General features: G+C 62.8%; 19 protein-coding genes and 1 pseudogene. 8 read left to right on the forward strand and 12 right to left on the reverse strand.

The window, feature by feature from the left end; all coding sequences use genetic code 11:
* From DBZ45_RS13715 to DBZ45_RS13745, 7 genes are all read right to left on the reverse strand, one after another.
* A partial coding sequence (locus DBZ45_RS13715; RefSeq protein ID WP_111904485.1) for an NAD-dependent succinate-semialdehyde dehydrogenase occupies positions 1 to 1,415 on the reverse strand: 1,415 nt, incomplete at its 3' end.
* 340 nt (positions 1,416 to 1,755) lie between these two features.
* Positions 1,756 to 2,355, reverse strand: coding sequence for a helix-turn-helix domain-containing protein (locus DBZ45_RS13720; protein ID WP_111904443.1), 600 nt, complete (start codon positions 2,353 to 2,355; stop codon positions 1,756 to 1,758).
* Positions 2,356 to 2,446: 91 nt separating this feature from the next.
* On the reverse strand, positions 2,447 to 3,442 hold the full coding sequence (locus tag DBZ45_RS13725; protein ID WP_111904444.1) for an ABC transporter permease: 996 nt from the start codon (positions 3,440 to 3,442) through the stop codon (positions 2,447 to 2,449).
* A gap of 33 nt (positions 3,443 to 3,475) precedes the next feature.
* A complete protein-coding gene (locus DBZ45_RS13730) occupies positions 3,476 to 4,972 on the reverse strand; it encodes a sugar ABC transporter ATP-binding protein (protein ID WP_111904445.1) in 1,497 nt (498 codons plus the stop codon).
* Positions 4,969 to 6,624, reverse strand: coding sequence for an amidohydrolase (locus DBZ45_RS13735; protein WP_111904446.1), 1,656 nt, complete (start codon positions 6,622 to 6,624; stop codon positions 4,969 to 4,971). Before DBZ45_RS13735 ends, DBZ45_RS13730 begins: the two co-directional genes overlap by 4 nt.
* The gene (gene torT, locus DBZ45_RS13740) at positions 6,624 to 7,772 is read right to left on the reverse strand and encodes a TMAO reductase system periplasmic protein TorT (RefSeq protein WP_111904447.1); all 1,149 of its coding nucleotides are present in this window, start codon (positions 7,770 to 7,772) and stop codon (positions 6,624 to 6,626) included. Before torT ends, DBZ45_RS13735 begins: the two co-directional genes overlap by 1 nt.
* A complete protein-coding gene (locus tag DBZ45_RS13745; protein ID WP_111904448.1) occupies positions 7,769 to 8,935 on the reverse strand; it encodes an FAD-dependent oxidoreductase in 1,167 nt (388 codons plus the stop codon). Before DBZ45_RS13745 ends, torT begins: the two co-directional genes overlap by 4 nt.
* A gap of 1,188 nt (positions 8,936 to 10,123) precedes the next feature.
* On the opposite strand from DBZ45_RS13745, the pseudogene DBZ45_RS23280 reads away from it, so the two are divergent.
* Positions 10,124 to 10,304: pseudogene (locus DBZ45_RS23280) on the forward strand (recombinase family protein); the annotation flags it as partial.
* A 289-nt stretch (positions 10,305 to 10,593) separates the two neighbouring features.
* On the opposite strand, the gene DBZ45_RS13755 reads toward DBZ45_RS23280, so the two are convergent.
* The 4 genes from DBZ45_RS13755 to DBZ45_RS13770 are packed head-to-tail and all read right to left on the reverse strand — an operon-like array spanning position 10,594 to position 14,594.
* Positions 10,594 to 11,571, reverse strand: a complete 978-nt coding sequence (locus DBZ45_RS13755; RefSeq protein ID WP_111904449.1) for a PDR/VanB family oxidoreductase — start codon at positions 11,569 to 11,571, stop codon at positions 10,594 to 10,596.
* A 2-nt stretch (positions 11,572 to 11,573) separates the two neighbouring features.
* Positions 11,574 to 12,089, reverse strand: coding sequence for a hypothetical protein (locus tag DBZ45_RS13760; RefSeq protein ID WP_111904450.1), 516 nt, complete (start codon positions 12,087 to 12,089; stop codon positions 11,574 to 11,576).
* Positions 12,090 to 12,117: 28 nt separating this feature from the next.
* A complete protein-coding gene (locus tag DBZ45_RS13765; RefSeq protein ID WP_111904451.1) occupies positions 12,118 to 13,287 on the reverse strand; it encodes a zinc-dependent alcohol dehydrogenase in 1,170 nt (389 codons plus the stop codon).
* Positions 13,288 to 13,310: 23 nt separating this feature from the next.
* Positions 13,311 to 14,594 (reverse strand): Rieske 2Fe-2S domain-containing protein, encoded by a 1,284-nt coding sequence (locus DBZ45_RS13770; RefSeq protein WP_111904452.1) that lies wholly within the window; start codon positions 14,592 to 14,594, stop codon positions 13,311 to 13,313.
* A 165-nt stretch (positions 14,595 to 14,759) separates the two neighbouring features.
* Here DBZ45_RS13770 and DBZ45_RS13775 point away from each other — a divergent pair, with 165 nt between their 5' ends.
* Together DBZ45_RS13775 and DBZ45_RS13780 are read left to right on the forward strand one after the other, a co-directional pair.
* Positions 14,760 to 16,355, forward strand: a complete 1,596-nt coding sequence (locus DBZ45_RS13775; protein ID WP_190243131.1) for an IclR family transcriptional regulator domain-containing protein — start codon at positions 14,760 to 14,762, stop codon at positions 16,353 to 16,355.
* A 142-nt stretch (positions 16,356 to 16,497) separates the two neighbouring features.
* Entirely contained in the window at positions 16,498 to 17,790 is a 1,293-nt protein-coding gene (locus DBZ45_RS13780) for an MFS transporter (RefSeq protein ID WP_190243132.1), read from the forward strand.
* A 763-nt stretch (positions 17,791 to 18,553) separates the two neighbouring features.
* Here DBZ45_RS13780 and DBZ45_RS13785 read toward each other — a convergent pair.
* A complete protein-coding gene (locus tag DBZ45_RS13785) occupies positions 18,554 to 19,168 on the reverse strand; it encodes a cysteine hydrolase family protein (RefSeq protein ID WP_190243133.1) in 615 nt (204 codons plus the stop codon).
* A 188-nt stretch (positions 19,169 to 19,356) separates the two neighbouring features.
* Between DBZ45_RS13785 and DBZ45_RS13790 the strand changes: the two genes are divergently transcribed.
* From DBZ45_RS13790 to DBZ45_RS13810, 5 genes are all read left to right on the forward strand, one after another.
* Complete coding sequence (locus DBZ45_RS13790; RefSeq protein WP_190243134.1) at positions 19,357 to 20,382, forward strand: ABC transporter substrate-binding protein; 1,026 nt, start codon at positions 19,357 to 19,359, stop codon at positions 20,380 to 20,382.
* Between the two features lie 108 nt (positions 20,383 to 20,490).
* Entirely contained in the window at positions 20,491 to 21,279 is a 789-nt protein-coding gene (locus DBZ45_RS13795; protein ID WP_190243135.1) for an ABC transporter permease, read from the forward strand.
* A 16-nt stretch (positions 21,280 to 21,295) separates the two neighbouring features.
* Positions 21,296 to 22,090: an ABC transporter ATP-binding protein gene (locus tag DBZ45_RS13800; protein WP_190243136.1), complete on the forward strand. Its 795-nt coding sequence runs from the start codon at positions 21,296 to 21,298 to the stop codon at positions 22,088 to 22,090.
* 8 nt (positions 22,091 to 22,098) lie between these two features.
* Positions 22,099 to 22,881 (forward strand): ABC transporter permease, encoded by a 783-nt coding sequence (locus DBZ45_RS13805; RefSeq protein ID WP_111904458.1) that lies wholly within the window; start codon positions 22,099 to 22,101, stop codon positions 22,879 to 22,881.
* A gap of 198 nt (positions 22,882 to 23,079) precedes the next feature.
* A complete protein-coding gene (locus tag DBZ45_RS13810) occupies positions 23,080 to 24,492 on the forward strand; it encodes a DHA2 family efflux MFS transporter permease subunit (RefSeq protein ID WP_223257082.1) in 1,413 nt (470 codons plus the stop codon).
* Positions 24,493 to 24,578: the final 86 nt, after the last annotated feature.

Below are 24,578 nucleotides of genomic sequence, written 5' to 3' on the forward strand. Positions count from 1 at the left end.
CCGCCTTCACGGCCCAGGCCGGACTGCTTGACGCCGCCGAAGGGTGCCGCGGCGTTGGAGACGACGCCGGCGTTCAGGCCCAGCATGCCGGTCTCGAGCCGCTCGCCCATCCGGATGCCGCGGTTGAGGTCCTTCGTGAAGACGTAGGCCACCAGCCCGTATTCGGTGTTGTTGGCCAGGCGCACGGCCTCGTCCTCGGAGGAGAACGTGATGATCGGGGCGACCGGGCCGAAGATCTCCTCGGACAGGATCCGGGTTCCCTCGGTGACGCCCTTAAGGATGGTGGGCTGGTAGAAGTAGCCCGGCCCGTCCACGGGCGCGCCGCCCACCACGGTGGTGGCACCCGCGGAGACGGCATCGGTGACCAGTTCGTGGACCTTGTCCCGGCTCTTCGCGTCGATCAGCGGGCCCACCTTGGACTCGGGCTCGGTGCCGCGGGCGGTGGTCATGTCCTTCATCTTCGCGGCGAACTTCTCGGCGAATTCGTCGGCGACGGACTCGTGCACGATGAAGCGGTTCGCGGCGGTGCAGGCCTCGCCCATGTTCCGCAGCTTGGCCAGCATGGCGCCGGCGACGGCGGCATCGACGTCGGCGTCTTCAAACACCACGAACGGGGCGTTGCCGCCCAGTTCCATCGAGGTCCGCAGGACCGTCTCGGAGGCGTCGGACAGCAGCCGGCGGCCCACCTCGGTGGAACCGGTGAAGGAGAGCTTCCGCAGCCGGGAGTCCTTGATCAGCGGCCCGGTGGTGGCCCCTGCGCTGGAGGACGGAATCACGTTGAGCACCCCGGCTGGGAGGCCGGCCTCCTGCATCACGGCGGCGAACAGCATCGACGTCAAAGGGGTGAGCTTCGCGGGTTTGAGGACCATGGTGCAGCCGGCGGCGACGGCGGGGGCAATCTTGCGGGTGGCCATGGCCAGCGGGAAGTTCCACGGCGTGATCAGCAGGCACGGGCCCACCGGCTTCTTGGTCACCAGCAGCCGGGACTTGCCATCCGGGGAGACGGAGTAGCGGCCGAAGGCGCGGACGGCTTCCTCGGAGAACCAGCGCAGAAACTCGGCGCCATAGGTGACTTCGCCGCGTGCTTCGGCCAGCGGCTTGCCCATCTCCAGGGTCATGAGCAGGGCGAAGTCCTCGGCCCGCTCGGTAACCAGGTCAAAGGCCCGTCGCAGGATCTCTCCGCGCTCCCTGGCCGGCACCTTCGCCCAAGACTCCTGGGCGGTGGCAGCCGCGTCAAGAGCGGCCAGGCCGTCCTCCACCCCGGCATCGGCGATGCTCAGCAGGATCTTGCCACTGGCAGGGTCCTCGACCTCGAAGGTCTCGCGCGAGGTCGCCGGACACCATTCGCCTTTGATCAGCAGGCCGGTCGGGACAGCCGACAATATTTCATTCTCACGTTCTAAGGCCGTGGACATGTTTCTCCTTAATAAATTCCTTGGTGGCGCCGTTGGCGCAGTATTTCGGTAGTGAGACCCAGCGCTGGGATGGGACCACGCCGCATGCGGGAGTTCCTGCTGGATCCGGTGGCGATCCTGCCCTACGGGAGGGCCATTAGCCGCTGCTTCAGTAGTACCCAAGGGTCACCTCCTTGCCGAGCACTCCGCGCGGGTCGCCAGCAGTATCCCCAAGCTTGGTCCACCCGGAAAGCCGGCCCAGTCAGCGACGACGAGATCCGCTCCCGGCGAGAACCAGCGCAACCCGCAGCGTCCCACGTCAGGCACAAGGCTTGTGGTGGGAACGGGAATGCGCGGGAGTCTAGTGCCGGTGAGCGGTCTGCGTTGCCGAGATCCAGAGCCAGCGTGCCGGCACCGACCCCGGGTTCCGGTAAGAGTGCGGCGTTCCGGGGTCGATCAGGACGGATTCGCCTGCCTGCAGGTTGTAAACGGTCTCCCCTGATTGGAGCTCGAGTTGCCCGTCCAGCATTACGAGGCATTCTTCCTCGTCCGGGTGCGCGTATGGCGCCACTCGTGAGCCTTCTCCGGGTTCGAGCACCGCTTCGATGACCTGGATCGTTTTTGCGTTGGCGGGGGTGACGAGCCGGTCCCGGTAAACGCCGGATGGGTGCTTCACGAGCGCCCGGGGTGCGGGGCTGGCAGCCAAATTCGTTTCATCAGACTCGGCGAGCAGCAGCGACATGGGAACATTTAGGGCCCCTGCTATCCGCAACAGTGACGAGAAGGATGGGTTGGCCTTTTGCCGTTCGACCTGGGAAATAAACCCTTCCGAAAGCCCTGTCTGGCGCGCCAGCTCGAGAAGGGTCACGTCCTTGGACCTGCGGATTCTGCGGATACTGGGGCCAGGGGATGCGGCGGCGGGGGTGCCTCCGGAGTTGACCGTAGGCTCCGCGTCTTCCATGCCGATTGCTCCTTCTCCGATTATGCCTGCCCGGTGACGGCTGGCCAGTACATGACGATATCAGTGGGGTTGTGGTGGAACGCAGAGTGCCTCACGCCACTCTCTTGAGCCTTTCAGCCGCTACGGCGGCGATCAGGACCATGCCAATGACAAGTTCCTGGATGTAGCTGGAGACGTGGAGCAGGTTCATGCCGTTGCTCAGCACACCCAGAAAGAGGACACCGAGCACGACGCGCCACAGGACGCCTTCACCGCCGAAGAGCGAGGTGCCGCCGAGCACCGCGGCGGCGATGGACAGCATCACGAAGCTTGCACCCAGCGATGCTTCTCCGGAACCCACGCGTGCGGTGAGGAGGATGCCGGCCAGGGAAGCGAGGACGGAGCATAGGACGAAGGCCAGTATGACCGTTTTCTTCACGTTGATTCCCGCTACCAGCGCCGCCGCCCGGTTGCCTCCGACGGCGTACATGTTGCGTCCCGGTACGGTGCGCGCCATAAAGATCCCCATTCCGATGGCGATAACGGTCCCGAGGAGCACCGGCACGGGAATCCCCAGAACGGAGGATGTGGCCAGCGCGTCGGAAAAGATCATCGGGAGTCCGATGATGGGGGCGCCCTTGGAAATGATCAGTGCCAGGCCTGTCAGCACGGAGGTGGAACCGAGGGTGGCCATGAAGGATGGAACCTTCCAGAAGGCCACGATGCAGCCGTTCACCAGTCCAATCACGACGCCGAGCAGGAGCCCGGCTCCCAGTCCCAGCAGGACGCTTTCGGGCCCTCCGGAGCTTGCCGCGGTCACGGAGGCCACGACCACGCTTGTCAGTGCGACCGTTGCGCCCACCGACAGGTCCAGCTGGGCGTTGATCAGGACGATCATCTGCCCCATAGCGATGAGGAGCAGGAAAACGGATTGGCGGGCAACGTTGAGCAGGTTTGAGCCTTCCACAAAGCGCGGTTCCACGATGGCAAAGGCGACGCACATCAGTATCAGCAGGGCGGGCAGGAGGCCGGTGGTCAGTATGAACTGCATGCTGCGCCGGGCGTTGGCCGGGGCTGTTGTGCGTTCTGGACTAAGTGTCGTGGTCAAGGGTTCTCTCCTTAGAAGATGGGAAGTGGAGGCTCACGCCGGGGCTGCGGCGAAGAATGACCTCGCGATGTTTTCTTCGGTGATGTCGCCGCCGGCCAGGTGGGCGGCAATGCGGCCTTCGCGCATCACGTAGACCCTGTCGCTGATGCCGATGATCTCCGTCAGGTCGGAGGAGATCACGACCACGCCGTGTCCGGCATCGGCATAGTCGTCGATCAGACGGTAGACATCCGCCTTCGCTCCGACATCGATTCCCACCGTCGGTTCATCGAACAGGTGGACTTTGGCCGGGCGCAGCCGGCCCCTGGCCAGAACGGCCTTTTGCTGGTTGCCACCCGAGAACTTGCCGGACGCCCGGTCAAGCTGCATGGGCCGCAGGTCCAATTCCTCGGCGATGCTGTGGGCCAGCTCAGATTCCTTCTGCGTCCTCAGGAAACCTTTTCGTGCGATCTGCGCGGGCCGGTGGGCACCCATGGTCATTGATTCGAAGAGCGGCCGCCCCAAAACGAGGCCCTCGGCCCGCCGGTCCGAAGGATAGTAGACGAGCCCGCGCTCCAGCATTCCTGCCGGTGACGGTTTGTCGATCTGCTCGCCGTCGAGCTCAATGACACCGTCCTGAACCGGGTGCAGCCCGAAACAGGCCCGGGCGAGGTCTGATTTCCCGCAGCCGAGCAGGCCGGCGATTCCGACGACCTCACCTGCGCGCACATTCATGGAAACATCGCGCAGGGTTGCGGTGCCGAGCCCGGAAACCACGAGGAGTTCGCGGCCAGGATCCCGTCTCGAGTGCTGGTAGAGCGAGCTGGCCGGGCGCCCGATCATCTTCTCGACGATGAGGGCTTCGTCCATCGGGGCATCGAGAGTCTCGATGAACCTTCCATCTCTGAGGACCGAGACCCGGTCGGCAATGGCCTCCACTTCATGCATGCGGTGCGTGACATAGAGAATGGCGACACCTCTCCGGGCCAGCCCGGTCACGATGTTCAGCAACTGCCGGCTCTCGTTCTCGCCCAGCGAAGCCGTGGGTTCATCCAGGATCAGGAGCCGCGCGTCACCCATCAGTGCCCGGGCGATTTCGATCAGCTGCTGGGAGGAACGCGGCAGGTCACCGGCACGGGCCTCCAGCGGCAGGTCCGCCCCCAACCGGGACAGGGCGTCGGCGGCGCGCTCGAGCATTCTCTTTCGGTCAACGAGTCCGGATTTAAAGGGCAGCGAGCCCAGGGAGATGTTCTCGGCCACCGAAAGCTGCGGAACGATGTTCAGTTCCTGGAACACCGTCCGGATCCCGCCCTTCTCGGCGTCCTGGGGGCGGTCGAACACTGCCTCGGCGCCGTCCAGTGCTACAGATCCTGTCGTAGCCTTGTGAACACCACAGAGAATCTTGATCAGCGTTGACTTGCCTGCACCGTTCTCGCCCATGAGCGCATGGATTTCGCCGCGCCTGATCTCGAAGGAGACATCGCTGAGTGCGGTGACACCGGGAAACTTCTTGCTCACATTACGGATGGCCACTAACGGTTTGGCGATCATGCCTCCCCACCTCCTGAATAAGCCAGGACTCCGTTGACATATGTACGTTCCACGCGGATGTCCTTCAACTCCGCTTCGGTGACGGTATGGGGGTCCCTGTCCAGAACCACCAGGTCCGCGGCCTTTCCTGGTTCCAGGGAACCGGCCACAGGGTCGAGCCCGATGGCTTTCGCCGCTTCGATGGTGTGCAGTCTGAGGGCTTGCGCCACCGAGATCGATTCTTCCGGTTCGATGTGGTTCCCCCAGTAGCTTCTTCGGGACACCGCGGACCAGATGGTGTGTAAGGGATTCGTCGCTCCCGGTTCTCCGCCTAGGGTGATGTCCGAGCTGATGACGGGCGACACACCTTCGTGCAGCACGGTCCGCAGCGGAAGCCTTCCCGTGCTGCCCGTTGCGGGGAAAAGCATGGGCAGGTAGTCACCGATGAAGTTGTGCAGGAAGCCCGGTTGCATCACGGGGATCACGTTAGCCGCCCGCCATGATGCGATTTCCTCCACCGAGTCCAGCACGTTGCCAAGATGCTCGATTCGCACCGGCGGGTGGTCGTGGGCGTCGCCCACGGCGAGAATGGCCTCGATCGCTTCGCGCTGTGCCCTGGTGCCGTTGGTATGGATGGCGACCTGCACGTTTTTGTGGCGTGCAGTCCTGATGGCTTCCATCAGGGCGCCGCGGGAGAGATTGAGTTTGCCCCGGTATCCGGCGCGGGGGCTATGGTCGCGGGAGTAGTCGTCGAGGCTGGCCGCATTGCGTGCGGAGTATCCCCCGTCTGCGAACACCTTGACTCCCCGGGCCCAGACCCGCTCCGGCCCGCTGCGTGAGGAAAAGCCGGCCACCCAGTCGCACGCCGCCGCGGCCGGGAGCAGCGCCGGGGCCATTGCGTACAGCGCGATCCGTCCGTTGAGACTGCCGTCCGCGACCGCCGCGTCCAGCGCCTCCACGTTGCGTGCTGATTCGGCCATTTCGCCGATTGACGTGACGCCGTAGGCGAGGAAGTCGCTGCGGAAGGTTCCGGAGTAGAAGCGCGTCAGTTCCTCGACGCTGCTTTCCGGAATCGGCAGCAGGCCGTCGATCTCCGCGACGACGCCGGTCGGCTGGCCGGCGTCGTCAAGGTGGACCACGGGACTGCCCCACAGGCCTTCGCCGCCGGTGATGAAACGCTCCACACCGGCCAGGGCCAAGGCAGGGGTGTTGAGCACGGACACGTGGCCGCCGCAGTGCAGGACAATGGGAGTCGTCTTGCTGACCGAGTCCAGTTCCAGTCGGGTCGGCAGCCTGCGTTCTGCGATTTTCTGGTCGAAGAACAAGTTGCCGTAACCGATGAGCCAGTCACCCACAGTCCGGCCTGCGTTCAGCCCCGTTCGCAGGGCATCGAGAACGTCCGCGATGGTTTTGCACGTTGGCACGCGGCAGTCGATGCCCCGGTGCGTTCCTGCTGCGTACTGGGCGAAATGCACGTGAGGGTCAATGAACCCGGGAAGGATCGTCCGCCCGCCCAGGTCGTGCACAGCGACTCCGTTCCGCCGCAGTTCCCTGGCGTAGACGTCGTCACCAACGCCGGCGATCTTGCCGTTTTCGACGTAGACGACGCGCGCGTTGGGTGCCGCGGTCATGGTGATGACGTTGCCGGTCAAGGCAAAGGCAGTTGCACCCATCACTTGCCCGCTTCGACGTTGAAAGCGGGTGACCATCCCTGAGGTGCGAAGCTTCCGCTTGCGTCGAATTTCGCGCTGTTGTCGTAACCGTCCTCCTTGGGTCCGCAGATCAGGAGGGGCTCCGGGGCGTAGCGCTGGATTTCCTTGTCCAGCGGTTTATTCTCCAGCGTCCGCACCGCGAGGTCCACGGAGATCTTGCCGATCTGGCTGGACTGTTCCGACGGAGCGCATTTCGCCTGCCCGCGCTTGATGAGTTCCACTGCCTGCGGGGTCACGTACGTGCCGTACAGTCCGATGTCCTCGGCCTTGCCCTGCTCGGCCAGGAGCGTGGCGGCGACTTCCATGGTGATCGCCGTGCCGACAATTGCATCGATGCCGGGGTTGGCGGACAGGGTGTCCTCCACGAGCTTCAGCTGGACCTCTTTGCCGGTGTCTCCGTACTTGACATCCACGACCTCCACGGCTGAGCCTGCGACGGCTGCCTCGAAGCCCTTCCGGGACCGCTCCGTCCACCCTGCCCCGGCCGGTCCGGGCAGGAGCGCCACTTTCAGCGGCTTCTTCAATGCTGCCAGGTGGGTGCCGATCATCTTGCCCATGTCCACGTAGTCCTGCAGCACGCGGGCGTCCACTTCGGGAGAGGAAACTCCGTTCCCGACGTCGACGACCGCCACACCCTGCTTCTTCGCCTTGGCGATGGCAGGGTTCAGCGACTCATTGCTCACCGCGCTCAACAGCATCGCGTTCGCGCCGGAGCTGACACAGTCCTCCACCTGTGTCACCTGCTGGGCGACGTTTTCATAGCCCCCTGCATCCGTGGTGGTGAGGGAGACGCCCAGCTGCCGCGCCTGCGTGGCCTGACCGTAGTTCATTCCAACCCAGGTCGGGTCCTTCAGATGGGGCAGCACCGAGCAGATGCGCCAGGGCTTGGTGATCTCACTCCGGTTCAGGGACGTGTAGGTCCCGGGGGTGTTCGGCCCCGTGCAGCCACGCGGGTCCACTTTGGGGGACTTGCAGTTCGTGAGCAGCGCGGGTGCCGACCAGGATTCGCCGCTGACCGGCTCGGCCTCGGCCCCTGCGGTAGCGCACCCGGAGAGCAGCAAAAGTCCGACTGCGGCCAGGGCACCAATTTTCAGTTTCTCGGTTTTCATGCGAGCACGTCCTCCCGGAAAGCGGCGGTGTCGATGCGCCGGATCTGCCCGGCCGGAAAGCGTTCGGCAGCGAAGTTGATGGATCCCTGCACACGGCGGGACGCTGTGAGCTTCCTGACAAGGGCGGACCGCGCGTCCAGGAAACCCTTCGGCCACATGGTGCCGACCTTGCCGTAGACGCGGGAGTAGCGCTGGACTCCTTCGCTCATCTCGCGCTGGCCTTCCTGCCACGACTTAAGAGCGAAATCGATGCTGCTGCTGTTGGTGACCGAGATGGCCAGGGCCACGGCATTGGTCATGGCAACACAGGCCGCCTGACCCAGGTTCGGCGACATGGCGTGGGCGGCGTCCCCCACCAGCGCGGTCCGGCCGCTGTACCACTGGCTGACGTGCACATCGTGGAAGGGCGCCCAGCGTCCTTCCGTGTCGAAGGGGATCCGCTCCAGCTGGGAACGGAACTCCGGGAAGGATTCGATCCATGTGGCAGCGTTGAACGGATTCTGCTCGCGGCCCGCAACGTCGTTTGCAGGGCAGCAGAGGAAAACGTACGTTTCGTCCGGTGAGCACGGGATGATGCCGATGCGGCGTCCGCCGTTCCACTGCTCGATGGTCTGGTGGACCGGATCGTCGCCCGTTCTGGGGATAAGGTGTCGGCCGCCGCCGTCACGCAGATCCACAAGTTTCCGGCGCAGGCCCAGCGAATCCCGGACCTTGGAGAATACGCCGTCGGCCCCGATGGCAAGGTCAGCCGGGTACTCCTCGCCGGCGGCCGTGGTCAGCGTCCCGTTCGGGGTGGCCCCGATAACCGGCGAGTCGGTGATGATCTCCACACCCTGGCGGCGGGCCGCGTTGAGAAGACTCTGGTAGAGGTGCCGCCGGCCGACAGTGTAAAGGCGGTGGTTTCGCAGCCACTCGTCTTGGAGGGTGCTGCCGTCGTGGTCCCGCAGGAACGGAACTTCTACCTTCTCGGCCCGCGAGACAACTTCCTCGTAGGCCCCGATGGCTTCCAGAGCCCGGAGGCCGTTTTCCCACAGATAGATTCCAGCCCCGATCTCCCGGAGGATGGACCCTTTTTCGTGTACCCGGACCGAACACCCGGCCTTGCCGAAGGCTGCCGCTGCAGTCAGCCCCGCAAGACCGGCACCCGCGATTTCGATATGCACTTAGGTGGCTCCTTTGCCGTCCCTTATCCCGATCTGCATTTCAGATCCCTTGAGATGCTAATCACAAAAACTGTGATCAGCAATACATTTCTTAGATCTGATCAAAGTTTTTTAAGCACGCCTCTTTTTTCGCGCAGGAGTGGCTGCCCCTGAGGCAGGCAAGCGGCTCCGCGGCCGAAGCGTCCATTCCTTGCTGATTCGAGCTGGACGACCAGCTGAGGGCACAGCCGGAGCGCAGGCGCTCGGAGCCGAAGGCCAGGATTGGCCGCGCCGGCAAGGGCAGGCTTGCAGGGGGCCCCGGCCCCTCCCGCATGAGACGCTGGCGCGGCATTGCGCCATGAGGCCCGACCGCCGACCGCGAGACCTGGGACGCGATCGGGTGGCATCAACTCGCTGGATCGCGGCTATCAAAGACGTTAGGTGTGAGGCAGGGACTCCGTAACCACCTGGACACCGTCGCCCTCATGGATAAGACGCCGCCCTGCTCCAGCATCCAGCCAGATCCAGAAAGCGGACCCGTCGGGCATCCATTCGTCCAAGACGCCGTCAAGCGCGGGTCGGCCACAGCTTCGGAGGCGGACGCGACTTCCGGCCGGAACAGTGTCCGGTCCTGCAATCCACGCATCGCGCCCCTGAAAGGTTTCACCGTCATCGGGAGCGGACACAGTCTTACCCTGAGAACTCGCAGGAAGGCCCGGGAATTTTTCTCGTGCTGCCAACGGTCTGCCCTTCCTTCCGCCGATCGGCTAGACCGGAGGTGCACAAAAACTGTTGTTCGAGACTTGTCAGGTGGCGGACGCGGAATTGATGTGGCGGTATAAGCCGTCGCCCGCCGCACATACGCTCCGCCCGGGGTGGATTGGGGGCGCCACTCCGGGCGGAACCGAAACACTGTACCAAGCAATTGTTGCGCGAACAATTCGTGCACGAATTAGGTCTGCGGGACCAGCGTCACGTCTTCCATGCAAGCCAGCTGCAAGCCCTCGACGGCATCACCCGGCAGATTGGCCTTCCCTTGAGCTGGCCGCGCCGCCGCGGGTCACGCGAAGAGTAGCAATGTCACCGCAAAGCATTTTTTGGCCTGCCGACTTGAAGTACACCCCAACCTGACGTCTTTGGCTTGGTCTTGACGTTTTTCTGGGGATGCCTTAGAACTCAATCTGACCGGCTGATGGGTTGGAGGCGCCGGTGGCTGGTCAGCGGACCTGGTACGTGCGCGTGAGCACGTTGGACCAGAACGAGAAACGCCAGCTCGACCGCGAGGTTCTGGATCGCGCCTTTACTGGTAAGGCCTCCGGCAGGGACACGGCCAGGGCCGCGGCTGGCCGAGCTCCTGGGTTTCGCCCGTGACGGAGATACCGTCGTGGTGCAAATGGCTACCCTGGATTACTGGCTTCCCTCCCAGAAGATGTTTGATGTGTGTGGACGCCAGAGAGCAGTACGGCGCCTTCCAGTCCCGTCAGTGAAAGGTCGCCGCAGGCAAGCCACCAACGGCTTGGGCAGGATGTCGCCGTAGCATCAACGTCGACATTGAGGGGCAAGGGACAGGTCGTGGCGGCGGTCGTGCGGCCGCTTTCCGGGGACGGGGTGGTATCAGAACCCTACGGCGCTGTTACCTGCCCGGGCTGGTCCAGCTGTGCCGATAACGGGACGCGCTTCTAGGCGTCCAAGACCAGTTTGGGGCACTTGGAGCGGCTGACGCAGATGAACATGGTGTCATTCCTGGCACGTTCCTTTTGGGACAGGATGGTGTCGCGGTGTTCGACTTCACCTTCTAGGACCTTGGTTTCGCAGGTACCGCAAAATCCTTCCTCGCAGGAGGACATGAAGGAGGGGTTTACCTCGAGTACGACGTCCAGGATGGACTTTTCTGGTGGAACGGTCAGCGTGCAGCCGGATTGCCGCAGCTCAATCTCAAATGGTGCATCTGCCGCTGCGTCCGCTGCATCCTCGGTGGGGGCCGGTGGCGTGGCGGCAGCAAACAGTTCCGCATGGAAGGCGTCTGGACCGAGTGTGGCTGCGGTGATGTCCTGAAGGTCGGTCAGGAGCCGTTCCGGTCCACACGCGTACACGGCTGTTCCGGCAGGAGCGTTCTTGATTTCGGTGAGCAGGTCGGCACGGCCGCGCTCGTCCCGGGGGTAGAGCGCGAGGGAATCTCCCATGACCTCCTGAAGCTCCGAAATGAATGCCATGGTTTGCCGGCTGGATCCGCAGTAGACGAGGCGCATGCTTTTGCCCGCTGCCGTGAGTTCTCGCGCCATGGCCATAATGGGCGTGATGCCGATGCCGCCGGCGACCAGAAGGTAGTGGGTTGCACCGTCCTCTACCTTGAAATGGTTGCGCGGTCGGCGCGCTGACAGTTTTGTGCCGAGGCGTGTCTGGGAGTGGAGTTCCTCCGACCCGCCGCGGCCATCGGTCTCGCGGAGGACGGCGAGACGGTAGTTCTGAAGTTCACGCGGGTCCGAGCACAGGCTGTAGTGCCGCACCAGGCCCGACGGCAGGATGACCTCCAGGTGGGCGCCGGGCTCCCATTGAGGGAGTGAGCCGCCGTCGGGAAGGGACAGTTCGAGGGACATGACGTTGGTGGATTCCTGGCGCAGGCCGCGCACTACGAGGTCTAGAGTGTCTTGGGACATGGTCAGGCTCCGGTGGTGGGGTGTTGGAAGAGTTTGCCGGGGGTGGCTTCCTTGGTTCCGCCTTTGAGGACCTCGATGAAGTCGCGTGCGAGGTCGGTTTTCCTGACGGTGACGAGCATGTCGAGTTCGCGGCGGAGTACCTTCATGGAGGTCGAGCCGGGTTCGGAATCCCAGCCGCCGACGCCGACCAGGACGCCGGCGAGGAGCGTCCCCTGGTTCCGTCCTGCTGTGGCCATGGCCTCGACGAAATCGTCGGGAATCTCCTCAAGCCGCGATCCGAGGAACACCATCATGTCCGTGCTGGCTGTGAGGTCGCTGACGGTTTCGGTGGTCGGTTGGGTCTCGGGTTCGTGGATCCCGCGCAGGAACACCCCGTCGGGGTGGCTCGCGGGGGCGGCGATCAGAACTTCGCGCAAGCCTGCGTCGGACATTGACGAGACGAGCGCGTCGCCCGAGTGCCCGAGGGGGACAAGAAGGATGCGGGCTTTGTAGTAGGCGCGCGACGTTAGATGTGTCATGGGCTTCCTTAGTTTGGATTGTCGCTGTTCAGAGCGAAGGTCGAACGACGACGTGCGGACTGCTGGGTCCTGTCCGGTCCAGAAGGGTCCGGAAGAGTTCGTCGACGCCGTCGAGCTCGACGTCGATGCTGGGGACGTGTTCCAAGCCGGTGTCTTCGGTGGCCAGAAGTTCGATGCTCCTGGTCACGGCCTGCGGTGATCGGCCCCGTACCCCGACGACACCGGACGCCCCCCGCACCAGGGTCTTCAGGTTCACTTCTGCCACGGGGGTGTCCCCGAGTCCGGCCAGGACCAGGCGTCCCAGTTTCCGGAGGTGTTCCGTGGTTTGGAGGGCTGGTCCACCAAGGCCGACGGTATCGACGATGACATCGAATCCCGTGGCCTTGCCGTGCCGGCCCAGGGCCGCGGACGTTGATGAGGCGTCATCATTGACGACGACGGAGGCGCCCATGGCCTCGGCGATCTCCAGACGGTCGCGGCTGGTGCGCGAGTTGCGTCCGAGCACGACGATCTCGTGTGCGCCAGCTGCCCTGGCGGCCGCCACGGCGGCGATGCCGTGGTAGCCCGGTCCGATGATGGCCACGCGCGAGCCGCTCGTGGCGCCGCCGATGTTGATGACCCAATCAACCGCGTTGGCGAACGGTTGGGTCCAGGCGGCGAGGTTCGAATCCAGGTCCCTGGGCAGCTTGTGCAGCACTGTCTGGGTCGACAGTTCCATGTATTCCGCGTTGCCGCCGTGAAGACCGGAACCTTCATGGAGTCCCAGCATTCCAACCCGGCGCTGTCCGCCCCACAGATCCGCGTCCGGGCAGAAACGGTAGATGTCCGGCTGCCGGCAGGCCGCGCAGGTGGCCCGCCCGCAGGGGAGGTACTCCTCCAGTGCCACCCTGTCGCCGACCTCGACGTCCCACGACCACTGCATGACCGGCGTGAGGGAGACGATTTCGCCAATGACGTGGTGGCCCATCACGGTGGGGTGTCCGAGGCCGTGCTGGTACAAGTCCAGGTCGGTCCCGCACAGCGCGGAGGATTCCACCTTGAGCCAACCTGCGGCGCTTGTGGCCAGCCTCGGGTCAATCGCCCGGACGGTGGTGGTTGAATCAGGCAACGAGACAGCGGCCCTGACAGCATCGGGAAGGGGAGCTGCCAGCGTCGCGGCCGTCTCGGGAGACGCGACCGTGGAACCGTGGTCTTTCATGCGGGACTCCTAGCGGGTTGGGTCTAGATGGAAACGAAGTCGGTTCCGGGAACGACCTGGATGGCTTGGTTAGCGCCCTCGTGGAACGGCACGTCCTTGGGGAGCAGCATCGAGGTCGAGCGGACACGCTGGTCCGCGGTGTCGATGCCCGGGAGCGCCTCGTTCTCCATGGAGTCCAGCGCTGCGAGCAGGCGGCGCCGCGCCAAGATGATGGCGGCGTCGGAGGTGCCCAGCCGCTCCTTGGTGCGGTCAGCGATGTCGCCCATGCTTTCCTGCAGGGAGAAGTCCTGCGCGGCGATGCCCTCGATGCCTGAGAAGGTCTTGTTCTCCTTCTGGGCCTCACGGTCCATGAGGTAGTCGTTGTCCTTGTTGGCCAGGGTTCGATACGTTCCGGGGATGTATTTGGCGTGGATGCCGTCGCCGTTGCGCATCTGCTCCAGCTCGTCTTCCCGCAGGTCGCGGGTCGGGTGGTAGTTCCATGACCAGGCCCAGCAGGTGGTGTCGTCGATCGGGACCCAGGCGTGGCCGCCCATGGGGTTGTGTGTGCCAAACGGGGGAATGATCGTATAGAAGGGCATGATCCATTGGGTGATGCGCCAGTAGAACTCTTCATCGTTCGCGTTGCGCCGGGCTCCGATCAACAAGCCGCCGTCGCTTTCGGCGACCTCGAACTTCGGACGCGTGTCAGCCTTGATGTACTCATTGCCGGCCGTTCCGGAGTGCATGGGGTCGTCGTCCAGGTTGAAGCGGTGGGCGAAAGACACGTGGCTGGAATCGATGCCACCCTCCATGGCCTGGAGGTAGTTGGTTTCTTGAAGACGCTTGGAAATGAAGCGCTGGCCATCGCCGAGCAGGGCCCACTCAAGCTCCGGCAGGTCGGGCATTTGCTCCGCGGGACCCATATATGCCCACAGCACGCCGCCCCGCTCCACGAGGGGATACGACTTCTGCTTGATCCTGCACTTGAACTTCGAGTCCTCCGGCTCAGAGGGCATGTCCGTCAGGTTGCCCTCCACGTCGTATTTCCAACCGTGATACGCACACCGGAGGCCGTTTTCCTCGTTGCGCCCGAAGTACAGGGAAGCGGTCCGGTGTGCACAAAACTCGTCCAACAGGCCCAGCCGGCCGGAGGTGTCGCGGAAAGCGATGAGCTTCTCGCCTAGCAGCTGGACGCGCACCGGCGGGCAATCAGCTTCGGGAAGCTCCTCGGCGAGGAGAGCAGGGAACCAATACCGCCGGAACAGGCGCCCCATGGGCGTTTCCGGGCCGGTCTGGGTCAGCAAGACATTCTGATCTGAAGTGAGCACTGCGGGGCCTTCCGATGTAAGCCGAAATCTTCGTCGTATCCGATATGCGCGCATTTGCGCGTCATTCGGTCAACGAAGTGTTGCATGAGTCTCATTCGTCCGTCAAGCAATGCGCAGCGGCGGCACCTCCACTGGCCGGACGGGCGATGGTCTAGATTCGAGATTGTGAATGCATCAATGCCGGTCGCCGCAGAGCTCGCGGCCACAGACCCTGACTATGTGGACTCTCTGGAACGGGGCCTCTCGGTCCTCAGGGCATTCAGTACGCGGGAAGAGGCGCTCTCCGTCGCGGACGTGGCATCGCTTGTGGGTATTACGCGGACTGCGGCGCGCAGGTTCGCCCTTACGTTGGAGTACCTGGGTTATACGGGCCAGTCGGCGGAGGGGTACACGCTGGCTCCCGGGGTGCTCGCCATCGGGGACGCCTACCTTCGCAGCAATCCACTGCCGGACGCCGCCCACCCGCATCTGGACGAGCTCGTCCGGGCTGTGGGGGAAACGGCTTCCTTGACCGTGCTCCACAAGCGTCGCGTCTACTACGCCGCCCGGGTGGCCGCCGACAGGATCGTTACCGCAAACATCACCGTAGGCACAAGCGTCGCCGCACACAGTACGGCCACCGGCCGTGTTCTGCTGGGCGACCTCGCTCCGGACGAACTCGAGGACTACCTTTCGTCCATGGAACCCAGCCCTGCCTTCGAGCCCGGCCACGTGCGGGAGCGGGTCGAGGAAGCCCGCGGGCGTGGGTGGACGGTGGCCGATCAGGAGTTGACGCCGGGAATCCGGTCAGTGGCCGTTCCCCTGCATGACCCGGAGGGCCGGATCGTCGCCGCCCTGAACATTGCCGCGCACGCCACGCGCGTGGACACAAAGGTACTCGAGAACGACTTCGTTCCGCTGCTCCAATCCGCCGCGCAACGGACTGCGGCCGCCCTTTGGCCGGCTTCCGGGGAAGCTCCCGGCAGGTCCCTGATGACACCTGCCACCCCCGCTCGCCCCAAGGGGCGTCCATCGGATGTAATCCAATCGGTAGAACGAGGGTTGTGCGTCCTCACCGCCTTCGATGAAGGCAGCCCGGCCATGAATCTGGCACAGATATCCGAGCGGTGCCAGCTCCCGCGCTCGGCGGCGCGTCGCTTCGTCCTGACCTTGGCCTCACTCGGCTACCTTGAACAGCAGGGGCGCAGTTACGCCCCGACTCCCCTGGTCCTGGAGTTGGGGTATTCCCTGCTGTCCCGGCTTTCGCTCGCAGACGTGGCCAAACCCCGCCTCGAAGCATTGGCGCGAAAGCTCGGAGCCTCGGTTTCCATCGGCGTGCTGGACGGCATGGACCTGCGCTACGTAGCCAGGGCCAGTGCACCGAGTCCCTTGGTAGTGAACATTCGCCCGGGCACCCGGGTTCCAGCAGAGCGCACGGCCATGGGCCAGGTTCTCCTGTCCCTTCTGCCCGCCGCCGCCCTCAAGGACGCCAAACGTTCCGCGGGCAGGGACAGGGCCACCAATGGCTTGGCAGACCTCCAGGTCACACTGGCGGCGGTCCGAGAGCAGGGCTGGAGCTACGTTGACCAATTGCTCGAGGCCGGAATACGCGCCGTTGCGGTCCCCCTTCGGAACCGCAGAGGTGAGGTTGTAGCGGCCATGAGCGCCTCAGTCCACGAAGCCACTACCGCCGACCGGGACATGACCGCGAATTTCCTGCCGGCCTTACGGGACGCCGCCGATGAGTTCATGATGGATTTGAGGGATGGCCTGAACATCTAAACCGTCCGTCTTACGCGCAGAATGGCACTATGCGGACAAAAAGGGTTGATATCCGGTGCGCAGAATGGTTATATTCATCACACGCAAATTCTTGTTCTCGCGATGTCCCGCGGCAACGACGCCCCTTCAGAATGGGATACACATGACTGCCCTTGACCCTGCCCGCGTCTCCACCGATCTCGATCCATCCAGGCGCCCCTACCGCTGGCTGGTCCTAGTCCTTTGTTGGCTGGCCTTCACCATGACTTCCGTTGACCGTTCGACCTGGGGTCCGGCGTCGATCTTCATTGGAGACGACCTCGGCGTGCCTCTGGCAAGCCTCGGGCTTTTCGCCACCTTCTACTACATTGGCTACGTCGTCTCGAACGCGGGCACTGGATTCCTCACCGATAGAGTTGGCGGACGCCTACTCATTTCGGTTTCCCTCATAGGTGCCGGAGCGTCCATGATGCTCTTCGGGTCCACGACGTCCGCCTGGATCGGTATGGCCATCCAGGCGGTCATCGGCCTCTTCGCCGGAGCCGAATATGCCGCCGGCATCAAATTGATATCCAGCTGGTTCCATCCCGAGGAACTCGGCAAGGCAATGGGGATCTACACCTCGGCAACTTCGCTGGGCGTCGTGGTGGCGAACACCGCCGTGCCATACCTCATCGAGCACTACTCCTGGCATGCCTCCTACCTGCTTTTCGGAGCCATTTCCATCGTGGCCGGCATCGTCTGCTACCTCGCGCTGAGGCCCGGCCCGGTCGTGGCCAAGAGGGCCAACCGCTCGGAGGGCCGGTCCGTGCTTATCGAACTCGGACGCAACAAGAACCTTCTTCTCCTGGCGTTGGCCGGATTCGGCGGCTTCTGGGGGACCTATGGATTCATCACCTGGTCCAACGCCCTCATGATCAAAGGGCACGGCATCGACCCGACGGTCGCCGGCGGCATCGTGGCTATCTATGCAGCTCTCGGCGTCCTGGGGAAACCCCTTATCGGCTGGATCGCCGACAGGTTCAACGGCGCCCGCAGGGTTCCCGCGATGGTTGTCCTCGGCTGCTTCGCCGTCATGCTCGTCGTCTTCGGCATGCTGGACAACGCAGCGGCCTTCTTCATCGCCGCCCCGCTGCTCGGACTCGGGGCATACTGCTACCTCCCGCTCATTGTGGCCCTCGTACCCCGCCTCGTGAGCAGCCGGGTTCTCGGCGGTGCTGCCGGAATAACGAACGCCATGTGGCAAATCGGAAGCGTCCTGGTCCCCCTGGCAGTGGGCGCCGTCTTCGCCGCAACCGACAATTCCTTCATGGCGGCCCTGATCACGCTCGCCGCCGGCCCCTTCCTCGGCATGATCATCATGTACTTCGTCAACGAACGGCCCGACGACGTTGAAATCGCCGTAGCGGACCAGCGAGAATCCCAGAGTCGGTCGCGCCCAAAGTCCGTGACCTAAACGCCGCCACTGCCGCTGCCACCGCAACGCGCCCCGAAGCCGGGACTAGCCCGGCACCGGCCACACCTAAGGTGGCGACGGCGGCCAGGAACCCGCAGGCCAGGATAAGTCAACCCTCGGGATGCCGGCGTCCCGCGACATAAGCTGATGCGGCTCGACGCGACCTGCTGGGCGGGGCACATGCCTAGGGGGCGTTTCTGACAGGTCTCCGGGTGGCGGCGTTCGACACAGCCGCCCCCATTTCGGCCACGTTATTAATCCGGGGCAGCAGGGATGACCCCGATTGGGCCGGCCCAGTGCTTCCAGGCTCGGCTTTCGGCAGGAGTGTTGCATCTACACACGCTCACAGACTTCCGGCGGGCCGCCCCGCGGTACCGTCAGTGTTGAATTCGTGCGGAGCGTGCGAGCCGCGCCATGCGCTCCTGCAGGTCTTCAGCTTCGGACCAGGCGGGGCCCAGCGTATCCAGGACGGCGCCGGGCACGGTAAGGACCTTGTCTCGTAACGCCAAACCCTCGGGAGCCAGACTAACAATCGGGAATGGCGCCGACTTTAGCCCGATTGCGCTTCAGAAGGGCAGAGCCATGGCGGACTGTATCCCCTGCCCGTTCTTGCCCATGTATTCCAAACGCCAACATCGATGGCAGGAACTCCGCCCCGCGGGCTTCGATCCAGGAGGACTAGGACCTGAACTTCGCCGTAGAGCTGGCCCGCCGCGCGACCACGCAAGATGGCATTCGTATCCCGGCCCTGGAAAAAATAAGGTCACCCGTGGCCAGCGGAGATTCGGAGGCCCTCCATAACGTGCTTGCTCGGGGTAACCGCGCCGAAGCCGCTCGCGACCGATCTGACGGTGTTGTTGTGGGCTATGTCCGAGTAGTCTCCACAGCAGTCTTCGACGAGAGTGACCAGGAAGTCGAGGCAGGTTGCATCCCGCAGCGATGTTTCTACGCAGATGCTGGTTGCTGTCCCGCAGAAGAACAACGACGTGCGATTGAGAGATCGTAGGAGCGCTTCCAGCCCCGTATTCGTGAAGGCGCTGTAGCGTGCTTTGGGCAGCACGTGGTCCTGTGGCTGCGGTACTAGTGTGAAGAACTCTGCCCCCCACGTTCCGGGCAGGCAGGACTGTGAAGCGCGCGGCTCTAGATGACGAGCGCGCCATTCATGCGTATCACTTTCGGGATCATGCAGGTTCTGCATGAAGACGACTGGCACTCCGAGCTCCCTAGCTTCCCGTGTGAATTCTTCAATACGGCCAACGACGGATTGCACCCGCCCGACGTCCCGTCCACGTAGCCCCTGGTAGCCGCGGCTGTGACAAAAGTCGTTCTGAATGTCGATGACGACGATTGCCGCCTTCGTGGTATCAAGCCGATTCACGTAATGTCCCTTCAAATTGGGCGAATGGTTTGACCATACTATTGACATGCCTTCGTGATGTAAATTACTGTCCCTTTCAACGGGCGGCGAGACTTCGCCGCTGCCTGAACAGCGTGGTTCGCCTGCTCCAACCCTCGGTAGCAATGCGTCGAACCCGTTCGCAGCTGTCTGAACTAAGAGGAGCTTTGATGTTTGCTTGGATACTGGCCAGGAAAAAGTACCGCCCCGTGCGTCTCCCCGCCTTGGCCTCAATGGCGGCAGTGACGGCGCTTGCGCTGACCGCATGCGGCGGCGGCGCCAGCAGCGCACCCAACTCTGACGGCGCGCCGGTTCAGCTTCGGGTCATCGAGTCGAACAAGCAGGATCCGACCGAGCTCGGCGCGGAAGCCGGCAACTACATCAATATTTGGTCGAAATGCTCCCCGGAGGTGAAGGTCAACCTGACTGCCGGCGAGAAGGTGGCTGAGGCGTTGGCAGCCAAGAGCGCTGACATCGGAATTACATCCCCCAACCGCGTTATCGGTGCGGTATCCCAGGGACTTAGGGGAAAGATCATAGGATCATCGATGCCGGTTTGGGATCAGTACGTGGTTGTTAGGAAGGACAGTGGGGCCAAGTCGTTTAGCGATTTGAAAGGCTCCACCTTTGCCATCAGCAGCTTCGGCTCTGCGGGGGATTACGCCACTCAGAAGATCGCTCGTGAGGAGGGCTGGGGCCCCGACGACTTCAAGACTGTCACAATGGGCAGCCTTGATGGGATCATGGCCGGGCTCAAGAGCGGCACAGCAGACGCCTTCCTGTGGAGCGCCCAGGCGGCCTTTGGTCTGGAACTTGAAGGATCCGCAAGGGTTCTCGGCAGTGTGAAGGATCTCGTGGGACCCAACGCCATGACGGTGGTTTTCGCCACCGACGAGATCATCCAGAAGAACCCAGCGGCCGTTAAGGCCTTCGCGGAGTGCTACTACAAGGCCACCGAGGCAATCATGGACGACTCTGGCCTGGCCACGAAGATGCTGGTCGAAAACTGGGGAATGGAGCCAGCACTCGCGTCGAAGATCATCGAAAAAGAGATACCCATGAGCTCGCGGGACGGTGAATTGAGCCCGGACCAACTGGAAGGACTCCTCGAAGCTACGCAGTTTACGATCAAATCCGCCAAGTCGCTCACCATCGACGACGTCAAGGGCATGTACAAGCATTGGAAGAGCCTGTGATGACGGCTCGCCGAGGCGCAGGGAGCTGAACCGATGCAGACCAATTTGTCAGCACCACCTCGCACACAACCACGACTGTCAGCTCCGAAAGTGGTGCGGACTGCCGACGTGAAAGCCCAAGCACGAATCGGTCGGGTCGCGGTGGTCGTGGCGGCCCTGATCGTCTGGGAAGTCCTAACCCGATTCGGCCTAATCGACAGCGATTTCGTTTCCACTCCGTTGGCCGTGGGCGTGGCGTTCACAGAGATGCTGCGCAGCTCGGAAGTATTGTCGGCGTTGGCCAGCACAGGGGGAAATATCCTCTTGGCATTCGTCATCGGTACGGTTATTGGCGTCATAGCCGGGACCGTGATGGGCCTGTCCAAAACGTTGTGGCAGGCCTACTCGGCCCCATTGTTGTTCCTGATGTCCACGCCGAAGTCGATATTCCTGCCGATTTTCATCCTCTTGTGCGGCATCGGTTCCACGTCTGCCGTTGTCTTCGGCGCGTTCGAAGCGGCGGTTTTCGTAACTATCAACGTGGCCGCAGGCATGGCGCTCGTCGAGGATCGCCACATGAAGGTGGCACGTGCATTCAAAGCGTCCTGGGCCCAGACCATCCTTGCCGTGGTGCTGCCTTCTGCGCTTCCCGGGATCTTTACGGCCCTGTGGTTCGGAATCCGCCACGCCTTCATCGGGGTTCTAATCGCGGAACTGTGGGCTTCTTCGGACGGGGTTGGGGGACTGATCAGGGTCTACGCGGAACAACTCCACACTGACAAGACCCTCGCCCTAATGTTGGCAGTCACCATTCTCGCCATTATTGCGGGCACTATCTGGAATCACTTAGAAACACGGCTGACGCGATGGCGGCAAAGCTCCGCTGCCGGCGCCACAACAACAACCGCGACAAGTTAGGTAAACAGCAATGCGAATGTCCATCAACGATGTTTCAGTCACGTTCACGCGTGCCGGATCGACGGTCGAAGCACTCAAAGATATTAACTTGTCGCTGCACGAAGGAGAATTCGTAGCCCTTCTTGGTCCAAGCGGTTGCGGCAAGTCCACGCTGTTGACTTGTTTGGGAGGGCTGATGACGCCCACAAAGGGCGAGATCATCGTCGGCGAGTCAGTTGTAGAAAACCCAGATCCCCGAAGGGCCGCCTTCGTCTTTCAAGACTATTCCCTGTTGCCTTGGAAAAACATTCTGGACAATGTCGGCGTCGGTTTGCGGTTCGCCGGAGTCGGGAAACAGGAACGGCGGGAGCGCAGTCAGGAACTGCTCGAGATGATGGGATTGTCCCAGTGGGGAGAATCGCATCCGGGACAGCTGTCAGGCGGTATGCAGCAGCGCGTGGCGGTGGCCAGAGCTTTGGCGATGGATCCGTCAATCCTGCTCATGGACGAGCCTTTCGGTGCACTGGACGAACAAACCCGGCGTTCGCTGGGCGAAAGCATCTCGACAGTTCTGACAGAGAACAAGCAGACGGTCGTTCTGGTCACCCACAGCCTTGATGAGGCCATCTACTGGGCGGATCGCGTCATAGTCATGTCCGCGCGCCCTGGCCGAATCATGGCCGAGGTCCAGATCCGGCAGCCTCGGCCACGTCCACTCGAATTTATCGCTCAAGAAGATTTCGCTCAATTGCGTTCCCAGCTCTTCTTGATGCTGAATGAGGCCATGGGGCACGACCAGCAGGCCGTTTCGCTGGAAACGCAGGGAGCATAGGGAATTCGATGAAGGAACACAAAAACTCCCCGCTGGTATGGCCACTACGGGCCCTTGGGCTCGGGGCGTTGCTTGGTGTTTGGGCTTTTGGAAATGGTCCAGGTGGGATTTCGCCGCTGGTACTGCCTACTATCCCCAGGGTGGTGGAAGCGCTCGGGGAAGCACTGTCGCAGTTCTCGACATATGAAGCGGCGGCAATCACATTCGGTGAAATCCTCGCCGCATTCATCCTCGCCGCGGTGTTCGGCCTTGCAGCGGGCTTCTGGGCGGCGAGAACACCTTTGCGGATGCAGGTTTTCCAATCAATCTTTGTCTGGGGTTACCTCGCTCCATTGATCCTCTTCTACCCGATCTTTATTCTGTCCTTCGGAACGGGAGTAGGGTCCAAAATTGGTTACGGGGCAGTCAGCGCCTTCTTCCCAATCGCCTATAACTCGTTGCGGGCCTTTGCTACAGTGCAGCCTACGATGCTGAAGGTGGCCAAGGCGTTCGGCGCCAGCTCATTCCAGACCGACTTCCTGATCAAGTTGCCCAGTGCGTTGCCGCTTATCAGTTCCGGAGTTCGCATCGGTGCCGGCGCCTCAATGATTACGGTCATTTTCGCCGAGATGCTTGCCTCGACTGCAGGACTTGGGTACCAACTGGCTCTGAACAGTCAAACCTTCGCCGCACCCCAGGCCTTTGCCATGATCATTCTGCTCATGGCCCTCGTAGGGGTGCTTCAGGGATTGGTCAACCTCCTGCTTACGCCTAGGCGCGATCGAGGAAAAATTACCAATATCGCCCACTAACTAGAGAGCAGCGCCTAGGGGCTAACAGCGAGTGAATGACGGTCTGGCGGCCGGGCGAAAGGAAGATCGCAGAGCTTTGGCCGAAGCCACCCTGGACCTGGTGGATTCGGACCGACATCCGGAAACGCAATGACTGGAAGGCTGCGGAGCATGACTGAAACCGAAGTGCAACCGACCGGGCGCCGGTCTCGGGGGGGAATGGCCAGATGGATAATTCTTTTCTCCATCACGACAGGAACGTTCATGGCCAACGTCGATGCCACGGCGGTAGTGGTGGCGTTGCCCACGATGGCCAGGGAGTTCGGCGTTGAAATCGACTCTCTCCAATGGGTGCTGTCGGCCTACCTCCTGGCCATCACCGCGGTGCTTCCTTTTTTTGGCAAGCTCTCGGATGCCATTGGCCGAAAGAGAATCCTGAGCGTAGGCCTGCTCATATTTGTCATCGCATCACTCAGTGTGGCCTTGGCGCCGGCGCTGGCGGCCATGATCCTGTTCCGGGTACTCCAAGGAATTGGAGCCGGCATGTTCATGGCCACGATCACGCCAATGGCCCTGGCGAGCTTCCCGGTGGCCCAAAGGGGTCGGATTCTCGGAATCATCGGCAGTACTGTTGCCGCAGGAACGTTGCTGGGTCCGGCCCTGGGTGGAGTCCTAACGGGAGCGTTCGGCTGGCGGGGGATTTTCCTGATAAATGTCCCGGTCGGGCTGATAGGTGCCATCGGCACCCTCGTACTGCTCCCAAAGGACTCAAACAAGTGGAACAGGGCGCCCCAGCTGGACATCCTCGGCATGACTTTATTCATTGCATTTTCGTCCACCCTGCTGCTTGGGCTAGGTTTCGCGCCCCGCCTCGGGTGGTCGAGCGAGGTGGTGATCGCTCTTCTGGCGGCGGCGATGGTCGCTTGTGCGCTCTTCATTTTGCGCGAGCTGACCACCGCCAGTCCGCTGATCAATCTCCGGTTCTTCCGCAGACGCGTCTACGGCTGGGGGATGCTGGCGGCGTTCCTCTCGTACATTCTCATGCTGTTTCCTGCTTTTCTATTTCCCCTCTACCTTCACGACGTCCTGGGCTGGTCGATAGGCCTAACCGGATTGATGATGACGTGCCAAGCCTCCGCGATGCTCCTGGTGTCGCCCGTTTCGGGCTGGTGGAGCGACCGCGCCGGTTCCCAACGGCCGGCCCTGGTGGCCTTGGCCGTCATGGTCCTAACGTTCTTGGCCGCGTCGTTCCTCGAGGCAGATTCCTCGCCATGGTTGGTGGCTGCTCTTCTGGTGCTTTTAGGTGTTAGCGTCGGGCTCTTCAGCTCGCCGAACATCTCGGCGGTGATGGGCGACTTAGGGCAGGACCACGCCGGAGTAGCCAACGGCACAATCGCAACTCTCCGGAACCTAGGTAGGTCCATAGGAGTGGCGCTCACCGTCTTGCTCTACCAGCTGTTTGCTGGCTCTCCCGCTACAGCCGAGATCCCGGCCGACCGCTTCCTGGCTGGCTTTCAAGGTGTCCTGTTGGTCGGCGCGTCGCTGGCGGCAATTGCCTTTCTGGCGGTCCTGTTCATGTACCGGGCGGGCAGCGCCACTCCAGAGCCTCGCTGCCGGCCATTGGTGGACTGACGAGTTAGTTACCGAGCCATATACGGATATCCAAATTTGACGGAGTTCTCTAAGTAGAACGCCACTGACGCTACCGCAAGGTGCCA

It is taken from the genome of Arthrobacter globiformis (genome assembly GCF_003261175.1).
Taxonomy (GTDB): Bacteria; Actinomycetota; Actinomycetes; order Actinomycetales; family Micrococcaceae; genus Arthrobacter; species Arthrobacter globiformis_A.